The sequence below is a fragment of the Burkholderia sp. E168m22 genome, from assembly GCF_001319805.1.
In the GTDB taxonomy this organism is placed as follows: Bacteria; Pseudomonadota; Gammaproteobacteria; order Burkholderiales; family Burkholderiaceae; genus Burkholderia; species Burkholderia orbicola.
In genome coordinates, this window is the sequence record NZ_BBSK01000094.1 from 24,678 (window position 1) to 42,375 (window position 17,698).

A 17,698-nucleotide genomic window follows, 5' to 3' on the forward strand; every position below is an offset into this window, starting at 1 on the left:
CCACCGGGGACGCGCGCGATGAACGCGCCGCCGTTCGCCGACTGGGCCATCGCGTTCCTGCAACTGCTGTATCGCGCGCAAATCGCGTTGGCGCGTGGGCTGCACGCGATCGGCCTGACCGGCGACGCCGACGGACAGGCCGCGTGGCCGTGGGCGCATCGCATCGCGCTCGAGACGCTGCGCATCGACGCGGGGCTCACGCGGCAGCTCGCGCTCGCCTGTGGCGCGACGGCGCTGGCCGTCGTGCTCGCGTGCACCGCGCTGGCTTCGCGCAAGTGGCGTGTCGTGCTGGCCATCGCCGCGCTGGCCGTCGCGTGGTTCGCGCCGTGGCCACCCGCGTCGCTGTGGCTCGCGCCGGCCGTGCCGACCAGCTTTCAGCGCGATCCCGCGCCGTTTTCCGTAGCGAACGTGATGCGCGGCGCGCACCTGTACACGCAACATTGCGCGGCCTGCCACGGCACGGACGGACGCGGCGAAGGGCCGCTCGCGGCCACGCTCGCGCACTGGCCGCCGACCTTCGCCGGCGCGCTGCTCGCGCGTCGCCTCGACGGCGAACTGTTCTGGCGCGTGCGCCACGGCACGCAGGACGAGCACGGCGCGCCGACGATGCCCGGCTTTGCGGCGACCCTCGGCCCGCAGGACACCTGGGCCGTGCTCGACTACCTGAAAGCGCTGGCTGCCGGCAGCGGCGCGCAGGCAGAAGGCGCGTGGCCGGTGCCGGTCCCGCTGCCGGCCCTCGACGTGCGGTGCGGCGACGCCGCGCCTCAAGCGCTCGAGCGCTGGCGCGAAGGCCAGCGCGTGCGCGTCGTCGCGCTTGCGCCCGGCGCGACGCCACCGCAGGAAGACGCCCGCTGGCAGACCTTGCTGGTCACCGAAAACGGGGTGTCGGTGCCATCGTCGACCGGCTCGCGTGCGAACTGCGTCGCGACGACCGTCGATGCGTGGCGCGCGTTCGCGACGATTGCCGGCGTCGCGCCCGATGCGCTCGGCGGCACGCAACTGCTTGCGGATCGACGCGGCTGGCTGCGCGCGCGTGCGTTGCCGGGCAGCGCCGGCTGGTCGGACGCCGACCTGCTGTGCCGCTCGGATACGGCGGCTGTCCGGCCGTCCACGCCGGCCACCCGCGGCGACGCGCTGACCGCACTGCTGCTGCGCGTCGATCGGGAACCAGTGCGCGACGTACAAGCCGGGCTCCCGCATTGAATTCATGAACCCTTCCCTCAACCGAACTTCACGATGAATCCGACCCGACGCCACTTCCTCGCCCAGGCGAGCGCCCTTGCCACGATCGCCGCCGCCCCCGCCGTCGTGCGCGCGCAATCGGGCGCACGCCCGCTGCTGCGCGCCGGCGACCAGAAAGGCGGGCTGCGCGCACTGCTCGAAGCGGCCGGCGAACTGAACGGCCTCGCGTACGACATCGCGTGGACCGAATTTCCTGCCGCCGCACCGCTCGCCGAAGCGCTGAACGCGGCCGCCGTCGACTGCGGGCCGATCGGCGACGCGCCGGTGATCTTCGCGCTGGCATCGGGCGCCCGCATCAAGGTGATCGGCGCGAACCGTTCCGATCCGTACGGCACGGCCGTGCTCGTGCAGCCCGACGCCGCGCTGAAAGGCGCGGCCGACCTGAAAGGCAAGCGCATCGGCACCACGCGCGGCTCGATCGGCCATTTCGTCACGCTGAAGGCGCTCGACGCGGCCGGCCTGCCGCCCGACGCCGTGTCGTTCCGCTTCCTGCCGCCGGCCGACACGATGCTGGCGCTCGCCACCGGTTCGATCGACGCGTGGGCAACCTGGGAGCCCTATACCGCGCTCGCCGAAACGAGCGGCCGCGCGCGCGTGCTGGTCAACGGCCGCGGGCTGTGGTCGGGCCTCAGCTATCTGGCGGCGACCGACGCGGCGATCGCATCGAAACGCGACGTGCTGCACGATTTCCTGCGGCGCGTCGTGCGCGCGCAGGCCTGGTCGTACCGGCACGTCGACGCGTATTCGGCGGCGCTCGCGCGCATCATCGGCATTCCGCCGGCCGCCGCGAAGCTGCAATTCGAGCGCCGCGGCACGCGCTGGCTGCCGATCGACGCGCCGGTGATCGCCGAGCAGCAACGCACGGCCGACTTCTACCTGAAGGCCGGGCTGCTGCGCCAGCCGCTCGACGTACGCACGACCTTCGACACGGGCTTCCCGCTCGCGTGACGAGCGCGGGCGGCGCGCAGCCGCCCAAACGGCTGCGGCACGATCTGGCACAATCGCGCTTCGATCAGCCCGCCTTCAGCCAGCGTCATGCCAGCCATCACCGAACTCTTCGTCTATCCGATCAAATCCTGCGCCGGCATCGCGCTGACACGCGCGCAACTGCTGGAAACGGGCCTCGCGTACGACCGCCACTGGCTGATCACCGATCCGCACGGGCAGATGCTCACGCAGCGCACGCACCCGCGCCTCGCGCTGATCCGCCCGACGCTCGACGGCGATGCACTCGTGCTGAACGCGCCGGGCATGCCGGAAATCCGCACGCCGCTCGATGGCGACGCGACGCCCGCCACGCCGAAGATCGCCGCGACCGTGTGGCGCGACACCGTCGACGCGATCGACACCGGCGCCGACACGGCCGCATGGCTCACCGAATTCCTCGGCGTGCCGACGAAGCTCGCACGCTTCGGCCCCGACGCGCGCCGCGGCTGCAACCGCAAATGGACCGGCGAGATCGATACGCATACGCAGTTCGCGGACGGCTATCCGCTGCTGGTGATCGGCCAGTCGTCGCTCGACGACCTGAACGCGCGGCTCGCCGCGAAAGGCGCGCCGGCCATTCCGATGAACCGCTTCCGGCCGAACATCGTCGTGTCGGATCTCGATGCGTACGAAGAGGATTTCGTCGAGCATCTCGACGTCGACGGCGATACGCCGGTGCGGCTGCGGCTCGTGAAGCTGTGCACGCGCTGCCCGATGCCGACGATCGACCAGGCCACCGGCGCACCCGATCCGGCATGGCCGCACGAGCCGACCGACACGATGCAGACCTATCGCGCGAACCCGAACTACGACGGCGCGCTGACGTTCGGCATCAACGCGATCGTCGTCGCAGGCGCGGGCGCGTGGCTCGAAGTCGGGCAGCCGGTCGAAGCGGAGATCGGCTTCGGCGATTGAGCCGGAGCCGGACAGCGCCCCGCATTCCCTTCACGCGCCGTCTCGTCGCGTCCGATCACGCGGCGCGCGGCATCGCGTCGCTCGCCGCCGCCGCCGGCAGCCGGATCGTCACGACGAGGCCGCCGCCGGCCGCATCGGCCAGCGTCACGCTGCCCTGATGCACGCGCGCGATTTCCCGCACGATCGACAGCCCAAGCCCGGTGCCTTCGACCGTCTGCGTCTTGCTGCCGCGATGGAAGCGCTCGAACACCGCGTCGCGTTCGTCGGCCGGAATGCCCGGCCCGTTGTCGATCACGTCGAGCCGCGCCTGTTCGCCGTCGCGCGAGATACGCACCGTGATCACCGCATGGTCGCCCGCATAACGGATCGCGTTGTCGATCAGGTTGCCGATCATCTCGCCGAGCAAGTCGGATTGGCCGAGCACGTCGACGTCGGCTTCGTGTTCGAAGCCGAGATCGATGTCGCGCGCGCGGGCGACGGGCGACCAGTCGAGCGTCACGCTGCGGGCAAGCCGGTGCAGCGCGACCGGCTTGTGCGCGACCGCATGACCGCTGTCCGAATCGAGCCGCGACAGCGACAGCAGTTGCTGGACGATCTTCGCGGCCTGCCGCACCGCGCCGTTCGCGCGCCGCAGATGCACGTTCGCGCGCGGCTGCTCGTCCGGCCGCAGCGCGAGTTCGACGCCCGCCTGGACGGCCGCGAGCGGCGTCTTCAACTGATGGGCCGCATCGGCGAAGAAGCGCCGCCGCGCCACCTGCATCCGCTGCGTGCGGCCGATGTACTGGTTGATCGAATCGACGAGCGGCGCGAGTTCGCTCGGCATCGCGCCCGTGTCGAGCGGCGTCGTGTCGTCCTCGCTGCGCGCGGCGACGGTGGCCGACAGCCGGTTCAGCGGCCGCAGCCCGCGGCCGACGCCGAGCCACACGATCCCGAGCGCCAGCACGACGAGCAGCCCTTCCTGCAACAGCGACCCGATCAGGATCTCGCGCGCGAGCGCCTGGCGCGCCTCGATCGTCTCGCCGACCATCACCCACACGATGCGCGACTGCGCGGTCGGCACGTCGTGCACCGGGATGCGCAGTGCGGCCATCCGCAACTGTTCGCCGCGATACACGACGTCGTAGTACCGCGTGACGAACAACGCGCCGTCGCCCGCGTCGCGGCCCTGCGGCAGCGGCAGGTCCGGATAGCCGGTGATCGTGTGGCCGTTGTCCTCGCGGATCAGGTAGTAGATCTTGCCGCCGTCGCTCGATTCGAGCATTTCGAGCGCGAGATACGGCAGGTCGACCTCGATCTCGCCGTCGTTGAGCCGCACGCCTTCACGGATCGACTTCAGCGACGACGACAGCGTGCGGTCGAACGCGACGTGCGCGGCGCTCATCGCACGCTGGTACGTGAGCCACGAGTCGAGCGCGAGCAGGCCCAGCAGCGGCAGCAGCAGCCACAGCGCGACCTGCGCGCGCAGGTTCGGGCGGGTCATCCTTCCGCCTTCGCTTCGAGCAGATAGCCCAACCCGCGCAGCGTGACGATCGCGACGCCCGTGTTCTCCAGCTTCTTGCGCAACCGGTACACGTAGATCTCGATCGCATCGGCGTTGACCGATTCGTCGAGCCCGAAGATCTTCTCCGACAGCGTGTCCTTGTTGATCGCGCGGCCGTTGCGCAGGATCAGCACCTCGAGCACCGAGCGCTCGCGCGGCGTGAGCGACAGCGGCTCGCCCGCGAGATGGAAGCTGCGGTCGATACTGTCGTACGAAAGCGGCCCGCACTCGACGCGCGAATGCTCGTGCCCAAGACTGCGCCGGATCAGCGCGCGGGCGCGCGCCTCGAGTTCGGTCAGCTCGAACGGCTTCGCGAGATAGTCGTCGGCGCCGAGATCGAGCCCCTTCACGCGGTCCTCGACCGACCCGTGCGCGGTGAGGATCAGCACCGGCACCGGGTTGCGGCGCGCGCGCAGTCGTCGCAGCACCTCGAGCCCGTCCAGTTTCGGCAGCCCGAGGTCCAGAATCACCAGCGCGTAATCCTGCGTGCGCAGCACGTGGTCCGCCGCCTCGCCGTCGGCCATGTGATCGACCGCGAAGCGCGCGGCGCTCAGCGCATCGTTCAGCGACTGGGCCAGGTTCGGGTTGTCTTCGACGAGCAGCACACGCATGGGGATTCCGGTAAGGTCAGCGACAGCCCGCTACATTACATGATCCTTTCCGTCTCCACGCCTCGCGCAAACACGGGTTGCGCGGGTGTCGCGAAGCCGCCGCGCGCGATGCCGGCCGCAGCGACTCAGCGCTCGGCAGCAGGCTGGTTGCGCGCCACGATGCGCGCGTCGCCGGTCACGCGCCGCTCGCGGAAACCGGCCACCACCGCGACGAACGCGACGCTCGCGCCGACCGTGACGACGATCATCGGATGCACGGTGCCGTCCGATAGCCACGCCAGCACGCCGCCGCACGCGGCCGTGATCGCCATCTGGATAAAGAAGAACAGCCCCGACGCCGTGCCGGCGATCTTCGTGTACGGCTGCATCACCGCGAACTGACAGGCCGGAATCGCGATCCCGACCGCGATCATCACGACGAACATCGGCGCGACGAGCGCCGTCACCGAAGCCGGCGCGAGCGCGCCGCCGACCCACAGCACGGCGGCGCCGACCAGATTGACGGCCGCCGCCGCCGCGATGACCGAATCGGCTGTCCGGCGCGTACCGGTCCTCGCGAACGCACTTGAACCGATCAGGTAGCCGAGCACGGTCACGCCGAAGATCGCCGCATAGACCGGCCCGGACACGCCGATGTGCCGCTGGAACAGCGTCGACGATTCCGCGATGAACGGATAGTAGGTGCAATAAGCAAAGCTGATCGCGAGCGAATAGCGCAGGAACCGCCGCTCGCGCAGCAGGCCGGCGTAGGTCCGCAGCAGCCCGGCGCCGGCGGGCGGCCGCGCGTCGCGCTCGCGGGTCTCGGGCAGGTAGCGCAGCACCATCGCGGTCGCGACCAGCCCGCCCGCCGCCAGCCAGCCGAACACGCCGCGCCAGCCGAGCCACTCGGCAATCGCGCTGCCGGCCAGCGGCGCGACCACCGGCGACAGCGCCATGCTCGCCGAAATATGGCCGAGCATCGTGGCCTGCGTCGCGGCCGGAAAACGCTCGCGCACGATCACCCGGCCGATCACGGTGCCGCAGCAGCCGCCCAGCGCCTGGAACACGCGCGCGGCGATCAGCGCCGGAATGCTGGTCGACCATGCGCAGGCAACGCTCGCGACGACGTACACGCACAGGCAGCCGAGCAGCACCGGCCGTCGGCCATAACGGTCGGACAGCGGCCCCGACACCAGCATCGACAGCGCATAGCCGACCATGTACAGGGTCAGCGTGAGTTGCAGCTGCGCGTCGGTGCCGTGCAGCGCATCCGCCATCGCGGGCAGCGACGGCAGGTATGCGTCGATCGTGATGCGCGGCAGGCACACGACGAGCATCAACAGGAACAGCCAGCCCCGGCGGGGTAATGAACGCGTCTTCATGCGGTAAGTCCGGATCGGCCGGATGAGTGGGGTCGACAGCAATCTAAGGCGAAAGTGATATAAGCTGAAGGACCATTAAATCGACTGTCGACTGGACCACTATGCCGCGAGGCAAAGCCGCGATTCCGCTGGACCTGCCGCGCCCTGCCGGGCTGTCGGGCGGCAGCCCGCACTCGAAGCAGGAATGCATCGCCGACACGATCCGCGACGCGATCCTGAAACGCCTGCTGCCCGGCGACAGTCCGCTGCCATCCAGCCGGACGCTGGCCGCGCGCTGGGGCATCGCGCGCGGCACCGTCGAAGCGGCGTACGACATCCTGTGCGCCGAGGGCTACATCGCCCGCACGCAAGGCTCCGGCACACACGTGTGCGCGGTGGTGCCGGACAGCTATCTGCGCGCGGCCGCGCGGTCGCGAGACGGCAGCCCGCTCCCCGCTACCATCGCGCCCCCGGCGCCCACCACCCCGGCCGAGCCCGAGCACGGCGTGCGTCCGGGCGTCCCGTTCGTCGCGCGGCTCGCCGATCCCGGCCTGCTGCCGATGCAGCAATGGAAGAAGGCGCTCGGCGCCAGCCTGCTCGCCGCGACTGCGGACGATCTCGGTGCGACACCGGCACAGGGCGTCGAAAGCCTGCGCGCCGAGATCGCCGCGTACCTGCGGGAATACCGCGGCATCCCGTGCGAGGCCGGCGACATCGTCATCACGACCGGCATCCGCCACGCGATCGACCTCGTCGCACGCACGCTGCTCGCGCCCGGCTCGGCGGTGCTGATGGAGGACCCCGGCTATGCGTCGGCGTGGCAGATCTTCACGATCGCGGGCGCGACCGTGATCGACGTGCCGGTCGATCGGGAAGGCATCGACACCGCATCGCTGAATCGCCATCCCGATGCGCGCGCCGCCTACGTGACGCCAGCCCATCAGGCGCCGCTCGGTGTCACGATGTCGGTCTCGCGCCGGCTCGAACTGCTCGACTGGGCGCAGCGCAACCGCACGTGGATCATCGAGGACGACTACGACGGCGAATTCAGCTACCAGACCGCCCCGCTGCCCGCGCTGAAATCGCTCGACGCGTGCGACCGCGTGATCTATTGCGGGTCGTTCAACAAGACGCTGTTTTCCGGGCTGCGCATCGGCTTCATGATCGTGCCGTCGGCACTGCGGCCGGCGCTGTCCGCCGTGTGGCACGCGACCGCGCGCTCGGTCGGCGTCGCGCCCCAACTGGCGCTGGCCCGCTTCATCGGTCAAGGCGATTTCGCGAAGCACCTGCGCGCCGCCCGCCACGCGTACCGCCAGCGGCGCGACATCGTGCTCGACCAGATCGAGAAACATGCCGGCGGCCGGTACAGGGTGACGGGCGAGCACGCGGGCTTTCATTTCGTGCTGTGGCTGCCGCCCGGCATCGACGATGCCACGTATGTCGCGCAAGCCCGCGCGGCCGGCGTCGAGCTGCAACCGATCCGCGGCTTCTGTCGAAGCGCCCGCCGCGAAGCGGGCGTCGTCGTGGGCTATGCCGCGCTGACGGCCGCCCGCGCGCGGCATGGCGGCCGCCTCCTCGGCCAACTGCTGGCCACTTCCGCGTAACCCGCGCCCCCGCGTCGCCCCACCTTTCAAGCCCTGCCGCGCGCCGCGAAACCCGCGGTCGGCGCCGCGTCGACCTCGGGAAATCCATGACACGAACGGCGCGATTGCGAACCGGAATGAAAGCAGGCTGAAAGTGCCCCGCAATTAACATCCGCGTCACTCGAACAAAACCCACGCATCACTGGAGGAAGACATGCCGTTTGCACCGAAGCAACTCGCCGTCGCGCTGGCGATCGTTCTGGGCACTGCCGCCGGCAGCGCCGTCGCGCAGGTTCCGGCCGGCTACCCGGGGAACTACCAGGGCGTGATCGACGCCGCGAAGAAGGAAGGCAAGCTGATCGTCTACTCGACCACCGACACGGGCCTCGTGCGTCCGCTGATCAAGGACTTCGAAAGCCTGTACGGCGTGAAGGTCGAGTACAACGACATGAACAGCACCGAGCTGTACAACCGCTACATCAGCGAGAACGCGGCGAGCAGCACCAGCGCCGACGTGCTGTGGAGCTCGGCGATGGACCTGCAGGTCAAGCTCGTCAACGACGGCCTGATGGCATCCTACGATTCGCCCGAAAGCCCGAACGTGCCGCAATGGGCGCAGTACCAGAAGCAGGCGTACGGCACGACGTTCGAGCCGCTCGCGATCGTCTACAACAAGCGGCTGATCCCCGAGAACGAAGTGCCGACGACGCGCGCCGACCTGATCAAGCTGCTCACCACGCAGGCCGACAAGTTCAAGGGCAAGGTCACGACCTACGACATCGAGAAATCGGGCGTCGGCTTCAACTATCTGACCCAGGACGCGCACGTGAACGAGAAGGTCACGTGGGAACTCGTCAAGGCGATCGGCGCGACCGGCCCGAAGCTGCAGTCGAGCACGGGCGCGATGATGGAGCGCATCTCGTCGGGCGAGAACCTGATCGGCTACAACATCATCGGTTCGTATGCCTATGCAAAGGCGAAGAAGGACAAGTCGATCGGCTACGTGTTTCCGAAGGACTACACGCAGGTCGTGAGCCGCCTCGCCACGGTGTCGAAGAAGGCGAAGAACCCGAACGCCGCGAAGCTGTGGGTCGACTACCTGCTGTCCAAGCGCGGCCAGACGCTGATCGCGAACCAGGCGAACCTGTACGCGATCCGCGCGGACGTGACCGGCGAAACGTCGGCCGCGAGCCTCACGAAGGAACTCGGCGATTCGCTGAAGCCGATCCAGATCGGCACCGGCCTGCTGGTCTATCTCGACCAGTCGAAGCGCCTCGCGTTCCTGAAGCAATGGCAGCAGGCGATCAAGCGCTGATGCGCTGAGCCGCTGACCTCGGGCCGCCCGCCGCACCGCGCGCGGGCGCCCCCTTCCCCTTACCGACTTCCTTGAGGCGGCCATCCGGATGGCCGCAGGGGCGAACTCATGCTTTCAACCAGCACACGCGGCACGGCACCGGCCGTTCCGCCCGCCACCGGCCCGCGCGACGCGATTCCCGCACTGCCGGTCAGCAGCCTGCAGCCGCTCGCCGGCATGCTGCGCTGGATCGTCGTCGCGGTCCTGACCATCGCGGTCGCGCTGCCGCTCGGCTTCATCCTGTTCCAGAGCCTGCTGTCCGCACCTTTCTTCGACGCGAACAAGACGCTCGGCATCGAAGGCTTCCGTTTCATCTTCAGCGATCCCGACTTCTGGTCGGCCGTGAAGAACTCGTTCATCATCGCCGGCGGGATGCTGTTCATCTCGATCCCGCTCGGCGGCATCCTCGCGTTCCTGATGGTGCGCACCGACCTGCCCGGCCGCCGCTGGCTCGAACCGCTGCTGCTCACGCCGGTGTTCGTGTCGCCGATGGTGCTCGCGTTCGGCTACGTGGTCGCGGTCGGCCCGGTCGGCTTCTACTCGGTGTGGTTCAAGGAACTCTTCGGGGTACAGAACGTGCCCTGGAACGTGTATTCGATCTTCGCGATCACGGTGATCGTCGGCCTCACGCACGTGCCGCACGTGTACCTGTATTCGTCGGCCGCGCTGCGCAACCTCGGCTCGGACGTCGAGGAAGCCGCGCGCGTGACGGGCGCCCGCCCGTTCCGCGTCGCGCTCGACGTGAGCCTGCCGATGACGATGCCCGCGCTGCTGTTCGCCGGCGTGCTGGTGTTCTTCCTCGGCTTCGAGGTGTTCGGGCTGCCGCTCGTGCTCGGCGATCCGGAAGGCCACCTCGTGCTCGCGACCTACCTGTACAAGCTGACCAACAAGCTCGGCGTGCCGTCGTATCACCTGATGGCCGCGGTCGCCGTGTGCATCGTCGCGATCACGTTCCCGCTCGTGCTGCTGCAGCGCCGCCTGCTGAAGACCGCGAGCCGCTTCGTCACCGTGAAGGGCAAGGCCGGCCGCGCGACCGTGCTGCCGCTCGGCGTGTGGCGCTGGGTCGCGCTCGCGATCGTCGCGCTGTGGCTGATGCTGACCGTGATCGTGCCGATCTCGGGCATCGTGCTGCGGGCGTTCGTGACCAACTGGGGCGAAGGCGTCGCGCTCGCCGAAGTGCTGACGTTATCGAACTTCATCGAACTGTTCGAGCAGGACAACCTGGTGCGCGCGATCGTCAACACGCTCGGCATCGGCGTGATCGGCGGCGCGCTCGCGATCGGCTTCTACTCGCTCGTCGCGTTCGCCGGCCACCGCCGCCCCGACTGGGCGACCAAGCTGCTCGACTACCTCGTGCTGCTGCCGCGCGCGGTGCCGGGTCTCCTCGCCGGTCTCGCGTTCCTGTGGATCTTCCTGTTCGTGCCCGGCCTTCGTGAGCTGAAGAACTCGATGTGGAGCATCTGGATCGCGTACACGGTCGTGTGGCTCGCGTACGGGATGCGGCTCATCCAGAGCGCGCTGCTGCAGGTCGGCCCGGAACTCGAGGAAGCTGGCCGCAGCGTCGGCGCGACGCGCAGCCGCGTGTCGCTCGACGTGACGCTGCCGCTCGTGCGCTTCGGCCTGCTCGCCGCGTGGCTGCTGATCTTCATGATCTTCGAGCGCGAATACTCGACGGCCGTCTACCTGCTGTCGCCCGGCACCGAAGTGATCGGCGCGCTGCTCGTGTCGCTGTGGGCGACCGGCGCCGTCGACCAGGTCGCGGCGCTCTCTGTCATCAACATCGCGATGGTCGGCGCCGGTCTCGGCGTGGCCCTGCGCTTCGGAGTGAAACTTCATGGATAAGCTCATCGTCGACGATCTGCACCTCAGCTACGGCGCCAACCCGATCCTCAAGGGCGTGTCGTTCGAACTGAAGGCCGGCGAAGTCGTGTGCCTGCTCGGCGCGTCGGGCAGCGGCAAGACCACGCTGCTGCGTGCGGTGGCCGGCCTCGAACAGCCGTCGGACGGCCGCATCCAGCTCGACGACCGCGTGTTCTTCGACGGCGCGCGGCGCGTCGACCTGCCGGTCGAACAGCGCTCGCTCGGCCTCGTGTTCCAGTCGTACGCGCTGTGGCCGCACCGCACCGTCGCCGACAACGTCGGCTACGGCCTCAAGCTGCGCCGTGTCGCACCGGCCGAACAGAAGCGCCGCGTGCAGACCGCGCTCGACCAGCTCGGCCTCGGCCATCTCGCGGAACGCTTTCCGCATCAGCTGTCGGGCGGCCAGCAGCAGCGCGTCGCGATCGCCCGCGCGCTCGTCTACAACCCGCCGGTGATCCTGCTCGACGAGCCGCTGTCGAACCTCGACGCGAAGCTGCGCGAGGAAGCGCGTGCGTGGCTGCGCGAGCTGATCGTGTCGCTCGGGCTGTCGGCGCTCTGCGTGACGCACGACCAGACCGAGGCGATGGCGATGTCCGACCGCATCCTGCTGCTGCGCAACGGTCGCATCGAGCAGGAAGGCACGCCGGCCGAGCTGTACGGCGCGCCGCGCTCGCTGTACACCGCCGAATTCATGGGCAGCAACAACCGGATCGACGCGCGCGTCGCCGCGATCGACGGCGAATGCGTGACGCTCGCCGGCGACGGCTGGGAGCTGCAGGCGCTTGCCCGCGACACGCTCGCGCCGGGCCAGGACGCGCAGGCCGTGATCCGTCTCGAACGCGTGCAGGTCACCGACGGCCCGGGCGCGAACCGCCTGCAGGCCGACCTCGTCACGTCGATGTATCTCGGCGATCGCTGGGAGTACCTGTTCCATTGCGGCGAGATGCGCCTGCGTGCGTTCGGCCATGTACCGCGCGCGGCCGGCAAGCACTGGATCGAATTCCCGACCAACGACTGCTGGGCGTTCGCGAAAGCGGGCTGACCCGATCGTGGCGGTCAGCGTGCCGCCGCCTGTCACTCCACGCAGCCGCCTTCCTGCCCGGCGGACGCTTCCCGGCGTCCGCCGCGGGCAATTGCGCGGTTGCGTGCCGTATCCGTTTCACCCAACCCACAAGAACCAAGGAGACACCGTCAATGAAGTCACGCGCAGAACGTTCGATTCGAACAGTAGTCCTCACCGGTTCAGCCGCGGCCGCCTGCCTCGCCGCGCCGGCCGCGCACGCGCAGTCGTCGGTCACGATGTACGGGATCATGGACGCCGGTATCGAATTCACGAACCATGCGGCGCCGCAAGGCGGCAATTCGGTCAAGCTGAAGTCGGGCAACAAGAACACGTCGCGCTGGGGCCTGCGCGGCGTCGAGGATCTCGGCGGCGGGCTGAAGGCCGTGTTCCGGCTCGAAAGCGGAATCGACCTCGCGAACGGCGCCTCGGACGACGGCCCCGACTCGATCTTCGCGCGCCGCGCGACGGTCGGCCTGAAAGGCAAATGGGGTGAGCTGTCGCTCGGCCGCAACTTCACCGTCACTTACGATTACATGCTGCCGTTCGATCCGATGGGTTACGCGCAGAACTACTCGTGGGCGACCTCGTCGATGGCGACCGGCGGCCGCAAGGACGGCCTGTTCACGCGCTCGTCGAACGCGGTGCGCTACGACGGCGAATTCAGCGGCTTCAAGTTCGGCGCGCTGTACGGGTTCGGCAACGTGCCGGGCAGCATGAAGACCAGCTCGAAATACGATTTCGCGGTGGGCTACGAGACGGGGCCGTTCGCGGCGGTCGTCACGTTCGACCGGCAGAACGGCGCGGCCGACAGCGTCACGCCGGCCGATACAGTCAACTACATTCAGGGCATCCACGCGGGCCTGAGCTACGACTTCGGCAACCTGAAGACGATGGCCGGCTATCGCAACTATCGGCGCACGTTCCACACCACGGCCGCGAACCAGTTGAGCGACATGTATTGGCTCGGCGGGTCGTACCAGTTCACGCCGACGTTCTCGCTGATCGCGGCCGTCTATCACCAGAACATCAAGGGCGGCACGGATACCGATCCGACGCTGGTGTCGGTGCGTGCGCAGTACGCGCTGTCGAAGCGCACGGTGCTGTATGCGGCCGGGGCGTTCGCGATCGCGAAACACGACCAGAAGGTCGGCGTGTCGCGCGATTTCAACGGGTATGGCACCACGCAGGTCGGGGTGACGGCGGGGATTCAGCAGCGGTTTTGAAGCCGACGTGACGAGCGGCAGCGGTTGATCAGCCGCCCCGCCTGCTTTCCACGCTACGCGCGGCGGCATGACGGCGACCGGCCGAACGCTGCCGCGCAACTCGACGCTCACGCCGCATCCGGCCCGCTGCCTGGCGATGCGCTGCTCACTCGCCACGCATCGTGAACACCGGACGCACGACGCTGCTCGCATCGCCCCAGTGTTCACCGACCGCCGACAGCGGCACCGTGCGCGTGTCGATCGTGAGGCCCGCATCCCCGGCCGCCTCGAACACGCCGTGCACCGACGCCAGCAGGCGCGGCAACGGCACGCTGCCCAGGCCGCTGCCCATCAGCTCGATCGCGGTCGCGCGCAGCACGGCGCCCGGCAACAACACGTCCGCGCCGCTGATCGAGCCGATCTCCACGAAGCGCACCCGCTGTCCGCCAGGGGGCGCCTTCGCGGCGGCAACCAGCAGCGTCTGCGCGCTGGCGCCCCACAGATAATCGAGCACGACGTCCACGCCCGCGCGGAAATGCGGTTCGAGCGCCCGCGCCAGATGCACGTCGTCCTGCTGCAGCGACACCACCGCGTCCGCGCCGGCACTCAGCAACGCCTGCAGCGCGGCCGCGTTGCGGCCTGTCGCGATCACCTTCGCCGCGCCGAGATGCTTCGCGATCCGCACCGCGAGCCGCCCCGACGTCCCCGTTGCGCCGTTGACGAGCACCGTCTCGCCCGCGACGAACCCCGCGCGTTCGGTCAGCGCCGCCCACGACGACATCCCCGGAATCGCGATCGCCGCCGCCGTGACATCGTCGAGCGCGTCCGGCAGCGGCACGCACTGCGTATCGGGCGCGATCGTACGTTCGGCCATTGCGCCGAACGGCGCGGGCGCACCGAAGAAGTAGACGCGCCGACCATCTTCGAGACGCCCCACGCCGTCGACACCGACGACGAACGGATAACCGCCAACGGACGAATAATGCGTCCCCGCCGCACGCCCCTGCGCGATGCGGCTCAGCGCGGACGCCGTCACGTCGATCAGGCTGTGGCCCGGCATCGCGCCCGGCGGTTCGAACTCCGTATAAACCGGACGTTGTCCAGCGCCTTCAACGACTGCTGCTTTCATGGTGATTCCTTCAATTCTGGAGGGGTGGGCCTTTATCGGGCATCGAGCCATGCGCGCAGCGCGGGATCGCGTACTTCGAGCACGTCGAACAGGCCGAGCGCACGCAGCGCGGGCAATGCGTCGATCGCATCGGCCTCCGCGCGCGCCCTCTCGGCCGGCGCGGCGTTCGGATCGGTCAATACACGCGCATTGACCAGAAACGCGCCGACGGTCCCCTTGCGGATCGTCGTTCCGCCGGCATCGACTTGGTTGGCATGGTCGGGAAGCATCTGTTCGGCTCGCATCGCGTCTTGCTCCGGTTGTCATCGATGGACGCAGTGTAGGCGTGCGAAACCGGCCGATCTCCGGTATAACAGCCATTCGATACCGATATCCGGCCATGTCCGATCCGCTCCTGCCCGCCCGCTTCGTCACGTCCGACGACGGCCCGTTCGTGGTCGCCGCCGTCCTGTCGCAACGCGACCCGCGTATCACCGCGCCGCATTCGCATGCGCGCGGCCAGCTCGTCGGCGCGCTGAGCGGGCTGGTGACGATCGGCCTCGACGATCAGGAGTGGGTCGTGCCGGCGATCCATGCGATCTGGATTCCGCCGCATTGCCGGCATTCGCTGCGCTCGTTCGGGCCGATCGCCGGCTGGTCGGCGTTCGTCGCGGAAGCCCGCTGCGCGACGCTGCCGGCCACGCCGCGCGCGATCCGCACGACGCCGCTGCTGCGCGAAGCCGTGCAGCGTGCAGCGAGCTGGGGCGATGCCGATCTGGATGCCGCGCAGACCCGGATCGCCGACGTGATCCTCGATGAAATCGCGGCATCGGAAGCCGAGGCGCTGGGGCTGGTCCGGCCGCGAGACCCTCGGCTCGTGAAGATCACCGATGCGCTGGCTGCTGATCTCGCGAACGACCGGCGGCTCGAGGAATGGGCCGAATGGGCCGGCATCGGCGCGCGGACGATGAGCCGCCGCTTCGTCGCCGAAACGGGGCTGACGTTCGCGCAGTGGCGTCAGCAGGCCAGGCTGCTGCGGGCGCTGGAGCGCATTGCCGACGGCGTGCCGGTGACGACGATCGCGCTCGATCTCGGATACGACAACGTGAGCGCGTTCATCGACATGTTCCGGCGCGCGCTGGGGACGACGCCGGGGAAATACATGGAAACGGGAAGCCAAGCGCAGCGATAGGTGCGGCCATGCGCATGCATGAAGCCGCGCGGCGAAAAGCCAGCGGTCGGCACGGGAAAACCGCCCGCCGCCGCATCAATACGTGCCGTCGCCCTGCTTCACGGCGTCGTCGCCGTTTCGTTTGAACTGCGCGGCGAGCCGCTCCGCGCTCCGTGCCAGCAACGTCGTATCGACACCGACCGCGACGAACAACGCGCCCGCTTCCAGATAGCGCCGCGCGGCCGCTTCATCCGCGCTCAGGATGCCCGGCGCCTTGCCGGCCGCCTTGATCGCGCGGATCGCACCGTCGATCGCGGCCTGCACGTCCGGGTGCCCCGGATGGCCGAGATGGCCGAGATCGGCAGCAAGATCAGCCGGCCCGATGAACACGCCATCGACGCCGTCGACCCGCGCAATCGCATCGATCGCATCGAGCCCCGCGCGCGTCTCGACCTGCACGAGCACGGCCATCTCGTCGTTCGCGCGATGCAGGTACTCGCCGACGCGATTCCACCGCGACGCGCGCGCCAGCGCGCTGCCGACACCGCGCATCCCGTGCGGCGGATAACGCGTCGCGGCCACCGCCGCACGCGCCTCGTCCGCGCTCTGGACCATCGGCACGAGCAACGTCTGCGCGCCGAGATCGAGCACCTGCTTGACGATCACCGGATCGTTCCACGGCACGCGCACGACCGGATGCGACGGATACGGCGCGATCGCCTGCAGTTGCGCGAGGATCGTCGGGATCGTGTTCGGCGCATGTTCGCCGTCGATCAGCAACCAGTCGAAACCGGCGCCCGCGACCACTTCGGCGCTGTACGGATTCGCGAGGCCGAGCCACAGGCCGACCTGCGCGTCACCGCGCGCGAGCGCGGCCTTGAAGACATTCGACGGAATCTGCATCGTTCGCTCACCTCACTCGAAGTAGCACTGGATCGTCCCGAGCGGACCGTAGTCGACGCTGAACGTGTCGCCCGATCGCGCCGCGCAGGGCCGCGTAAACGACCCGCCGAGCACGATCTGCCCCGGCTCCAGCGCGACGTCGAAACGCGACAGCCGGTTCGCGAGCCACGCGACGCCGTTCGCCGGATGGTTCAGCACGCCGGCCGCGACGCCGGTTTCCTCGACCACGCCGTTGCGCGACATGATCGCCGCGACCCAGCGCAAATCGACGTCCTGCGGGCGCACCGGCCGGCCGCCGATCACGACGCCCGCGTTCGCCGCGTTGTCGGCGATCGTGTCGAACACCTTGCGCGGCCGCTTCGTATCGGGGTCGATCGACTGGCTGCGCGCGTCGATGATCTCGAGCGCCGGCACGACGTAATCGACGGCGTCGTACACGTCGAAGATCGTGCAGTTCGGCCCCGTGAGCCGCTTGCCCAGCACGAACGCGAGCTCGACCTCGACGCGCGGCACGATGAAGCGGCCGGTCGGGATCGTGCCGCCGTCGTCGAAGAACATGTCGTCGAGCAGCGCGCCGTAGTCGGGCTCGTCGATCTGCGACGTGTTCTGCATCGCCTTCGACGTGAGGCCGATCTTGTGCCCCTTCAGCGTGCGGCCTTCCGCGAGCTTGAGGGTCACCCACGCACGCTGGATCGCATACGCGTCGTCGATCGTGATGTCGGGATGGTCGAGCGAGATCTGGCGGATCTGCGTGCGTGCGCGCTCGGCGTCGTGCAGACGGTGCGCGAGCTGGTCGATGAGGGCGGGTTCGAGCATGGT

At 69.1% G+C, this 17,698-nt stretch carries 16 protein-coding genes; 9 read left to right on the forward strand and 7 right to left on the reverse strand.

The features are described 5' to 3' along the window. The first annotated feature begins 18 nt into the window (after positions 1–18). The 3 genes from AP428_RS20950 to AP428_RS20960 all read left to right on the forward strand — a co-directional run bounded on the left by AP428_RS20950 (position 19) and on the right by AP428_RS20960 (position 3,144). Positions 19–1,203, forward strand: coding sequence for a cytochrome c (locus AP428_RS20950; protein WP_011547826.1), 1,185 nt, complete (start codon positions 19–21; stop codon positions 1,201–1,203). A 33-nt stretch (positions 1,204–1,236) separates the two neighbouring features. Beyond that, positions 1,237–2,190, forward strand: a complete 954-nt coding sequence (locus tag AP428_RS20955) for an ABC transporter substrate-binding protein (RefSeq protein WP_006479154.1) — start codon at positions 1,237–1,239, stop codon at positions 2,188–2,190. Between the two features lie 87 nt (positions 2,191–2,277). Continuing rightward, the gene (locus AP428_RS20960; RefSeq protein WP_011547827.1) at positions 2,278–3,144 is read left to right on the forward strand and encodes an MOSC domain-containing protein; all 867 of its coding nucleotides are present in this window, start codon (positions 2,278–2,280) and stop codon (positions 3,142–3,144) included. A gap of 55 nt (positions 3,145–3,199) precedes the next feature. On the opposite strand, the gene AP428_RS20965 is transcribed toward AP428_RS20960, so the two are convergent. From AP428_RS20965 to AP428_RS20975, 3 genes are all read right to left on the reverse strand, one after another. Further along, positions 3,200–4,624: a sensor histidine kinase gene (locus AP428_RS20965; RefSeq protein WP_011547828.1), complete on the reverse strand. Its 1,425-nt coding sequence runs from the start codon at positions 4,622–4,624 to the stop codon at positions 3,200–3,202. Next, positions 4,621–5,295, reverse strand: coding sequence for a response regulator (locus AP428_RS20970; RefSeq protein ID WP_006479157.1), 675 nt, complete (start codon positions 5,293–5,295; stop codon positions 4,621–4,623). The genes AP428_RS20965 and AP428_RS20970 overlap by 4 nt, the downstream gene beginning before the upstream one ends. A 125-nt stretch (positions 5,296–5,420) precedes the next feature. Continuing rightward, positions 5,421–6,656 carry a multidrug effflux MFS transporter gene (locus tag AP428_RS20975; RefSeq protein WP_054928364.1) on the reverse strand — a complete coding sequence of 412 codons (1,236 nt, stop codon included), beginning with the start codon at positions 6,654–6,656 and terminating at the stop codon, positions 5,421–5,423. 101 nt (positions 6,657–6,757) lie between these two features. Between AP428_RS20975 and AP428_RS20980 the strand changes: the two genes are divergently transcribed. The 5 genes from AP428_RS20980 (at position 6,758) to AP428_RS21000 (ending at position 13,718) form a co-directional block, all read left to right on the forward strand. Further along, positions 6,758–8,239 carry a PLP-dependent aminotransferase family protein gene (locus tag AP428_RS20980; RefSeq protein ID WP_054928365.1) on the forward strand — a complete coding sequence of 494 codons (1,482 nt, stop codon included), beginning with the start codon at positions 6,758–6,760 and terminating at the stop codon, positions 8,237–8,239. Positions 8,240–8,432: 193 nt separating this feature from the next. Continuing rightward, positions 8,433–9,533, forward strand: a complete 1,101-nt coding sequence (locus AP428_RS20985; protein WP_054928366.1) for an ABC transporter substrate-binding protein — start codon at positions 8,433–8,435, stop codon at positions 9,531–9,533. A 108-nt stretch (positions 9,534–9,641) separates the two neighbouring features. Continuing rightward, complete coding sequence (locus tag AP428_RS20990; RefSeq protein ID WP_006479161.1) at positions 9,642–11,414, forward strand: iron ABC transporter permease; 1,773 nt, start codon at positions 9,642–9,644, stop codon at positions 11,412–11,414. Beyond that, positions 11,407–12,474 (forward strand): ABC transporter ATP-binding protein, encoded by a 1,068-nt coding sequence (locus tag AP428_RS20995; protein ID WP_006479162.1) that lies wholly within the window; start codon positions 11,407–11,409, stop codon positions 12,472–12,474. The genes AP428_RS20990 and AP428_RS20995 overlap by 8 nt, the downstream gene beginning before the upstream one ends. A gap of 152 nt (positions 12,475–12,626) precedes the next feature. Continuing rightward, on the forward strand, positions 12,627–13,718 hold the full coding sequence (locus AP428_RS21000) for a porin (protein WP_011547834.1): 1,092 nt from the start codon (positions 12,627–12,629) through the stop codon (positions 13,716–13,718). 145 nt (positions 13,719–13,863) lie between these two features. On the opposite strand, the gene AP428_RS21005 is transcribed toward AP428_RS21000, so the two are convergent. Both AP428_RS21005 and AP428_RS21010 read right to left on the reverse strand, forming a co-directional pair. Further along, positions 13,864–14,826 (reverse strand): zinc-binding alcohol dehydrogenase family protein, encoded by a 963-nt coding sequence (locus tag AP428_RS21005; RefSeq protein ID WP_011547835.1) that lies wholly within the window; start codon positions 14,824–14,826, stop codon positions 13,864–13,866. A 32-nt stretch (positions 14,827–14,858) separates the two neighbouring features. Next, entirely contained in the window at positions 14,859–15,110 is a 252-nt protein-coding gene (locus AP428_RS21010) for a hypothetical protein (protein ID WP_006479165.1), read from the reverse strand. Positions 15,111–15,205: 95 nt separating this feature from the next. On the opposite strand from AP428_RS21010, the gene AP428_RS21015 reads away from it, so the two are divergent. Continuing rightward, positions 15,206–15,997: a helix-turn-helix domain-containing protein gene (locus tag AP428_RS21015; protein WP_011547836.1), complete on the forward strand. Its 792-nt coding sequence runs from the start codon at positions 15,206–15,208 to the stop codon at positions 15,995–15,997. A 75-nt stretch (positions 15,998–16,072) separates the two neighbouring features. Here AP428_RS21015 and hpaI read toward each other — a convergent pair whose 3' ends face one another. Both hpaI and hpaH read right to left on the reverse strand, forming a co-directional pair. Then, positions 16,073–16,879, reverse strand: coding sequence for a 4-hydroxy-2-oxoheptanedioate aldolase (gene hpaI / locus AP428_RS21020; RefSeq protein ID WP_011547837.1), 807 nt, complete (start codon positions 16,877–16,879; stop codon positions 16,073–16,075). Positions 16,880–16,891: 12 nt separating this feature from the next. Then, entirely contained in the window at positions 16,892–17,695 is an 804-nt protein-coding gene (hpaH, locus tag AP428_RS21025) for a 2-oxo-hept-4-ene-1,7-dioate hydratase (RefSeq protein WP_006479168.1), read from the reverse strand. Between the last annotated feature and the right edge of the window lie 3 nt (positions 17,696–17,698).

What these genes read in the sequence shown, in the direction of transcription:
- AP428_RS21010 (WP_006479165.1), bottom strand. Translation starts at nt 15,110, where the DNA reads ATGCGAGCCGAACAGATGCTTCCCGACCATGCCAACCAAGTCGATGCC.
- hpaI (WP_011547837.1), bottom strand. Translation starts at nt 16,879, where the DNA reads ATGCAGATTCCGTCGAATGTCTTCAAGGCCGCGCTCGCGCGCGGTGAC.
- AP428_RS20950 (WP_011547826.1), top strand. Translation starts at nt 19, where the DNA reads ATGAACGCGCCGCCGTTCGCCGACTGGGCCATCGCGTTCCTGCAACTG.
- AP428_RS20975 (WP_054928364.1), bottom strand. Translation starts at nt 6,656, where the DNA reads ATGAAGACGCGTTCATTACCCCGCCGGGGCTGGCTGTTCCTGTTGATG.
- AP428_RS21005 (WP_011547835.1), bottom strand. Translation starts at nt 14,826, where the DNA reads ATGAAAGCAGCAGTCGTTGAAGGCGCTGGACAACGTCCGGTTTATACG.
- AP428_RS20995 (WP_006479162.1), top strand. Translation starts at nt 11,407, where the DNA reads ATGGATAAGCTCATCGTCGACGATCTGCACCTCAGCTACGGCGCCAAC.
- AP428_RS21000 (WP_011547834.1), top strand. Translation starts at nt 12,627, where the DNA reads ATGAAGTCACGCGCAGAACGTTCGATTCGAACAGTAGTCCTCACCGGT.
- AP428_RS20965 (WP_011547828.1), bottom strand. Translation starts at nt 4,624, where the DNA reads ATGACCCGCCCGAACCTGCGCGCGCAGGTCGCGCTGTGGCTGCTGCTG.
- AP428_RS20980 (WP_054928365.1), top strand. Translation starts at nt 6,758, where the DNA reads ATGCCGCGAGGCAAAGCCGCGATTCCGCTGGACCTGCCGCGCCCTGCC.
- hpaH (WP_006479168.1), bottom strand. Translation starts at nt 17,695, where the DNA reads ATGCTCGAACCCGCCCTCATCGACCAGCTCGCGCACCGTCTGCACGAC.
- AP428_RS21015 (WP_011547836.1), top strand. Translation starts at nt 15,206, where the DNA reads ATGTCCGATCCGCTCCTGCCCGCCCGCTTCGTCACGTCCGACGACGGC.
- AP428_RS20990 (WP_006479161.1), top strand. Translation starts at nt 9,642, where the DNA reads ATGCTTTCAACCAGCACACGCGGCACGGCACCGGCCGTTCCGCCCGCC.
- AP428_RS20960 (WP_011547827.1), top strand. Translation starts at nt 2,278, where the DNA reads ATGCCAGCCATCACCGAACTCTTCGTCTATCCGATCAAATCCTGCGCC.
- AP428_RS20955 (WP_006479154.1), top strand. Translation starts at nt 1,237, where the DNA reads ATGAATCCGACCCGACGCCACTTCCTCGCCCAGGCGAGCGCCCTTGCC.
- AP428_RS20985 (WP_054928366.1), top strand. Translation starts at nt 8,433, where the DNA reads ATGCCGTTTGCACCGAAGCAACTCGCCGTCGCGCTGGCGATCGTTCTG.
- AP428_RS20970 (WP_006479157.1), bottom strand. Translation starts at nt 5,295, where the DNA reads ATGCGTGTGCTGCTCGTCGAAGACAACCCGAACCTGGCCCAGTCGCTG.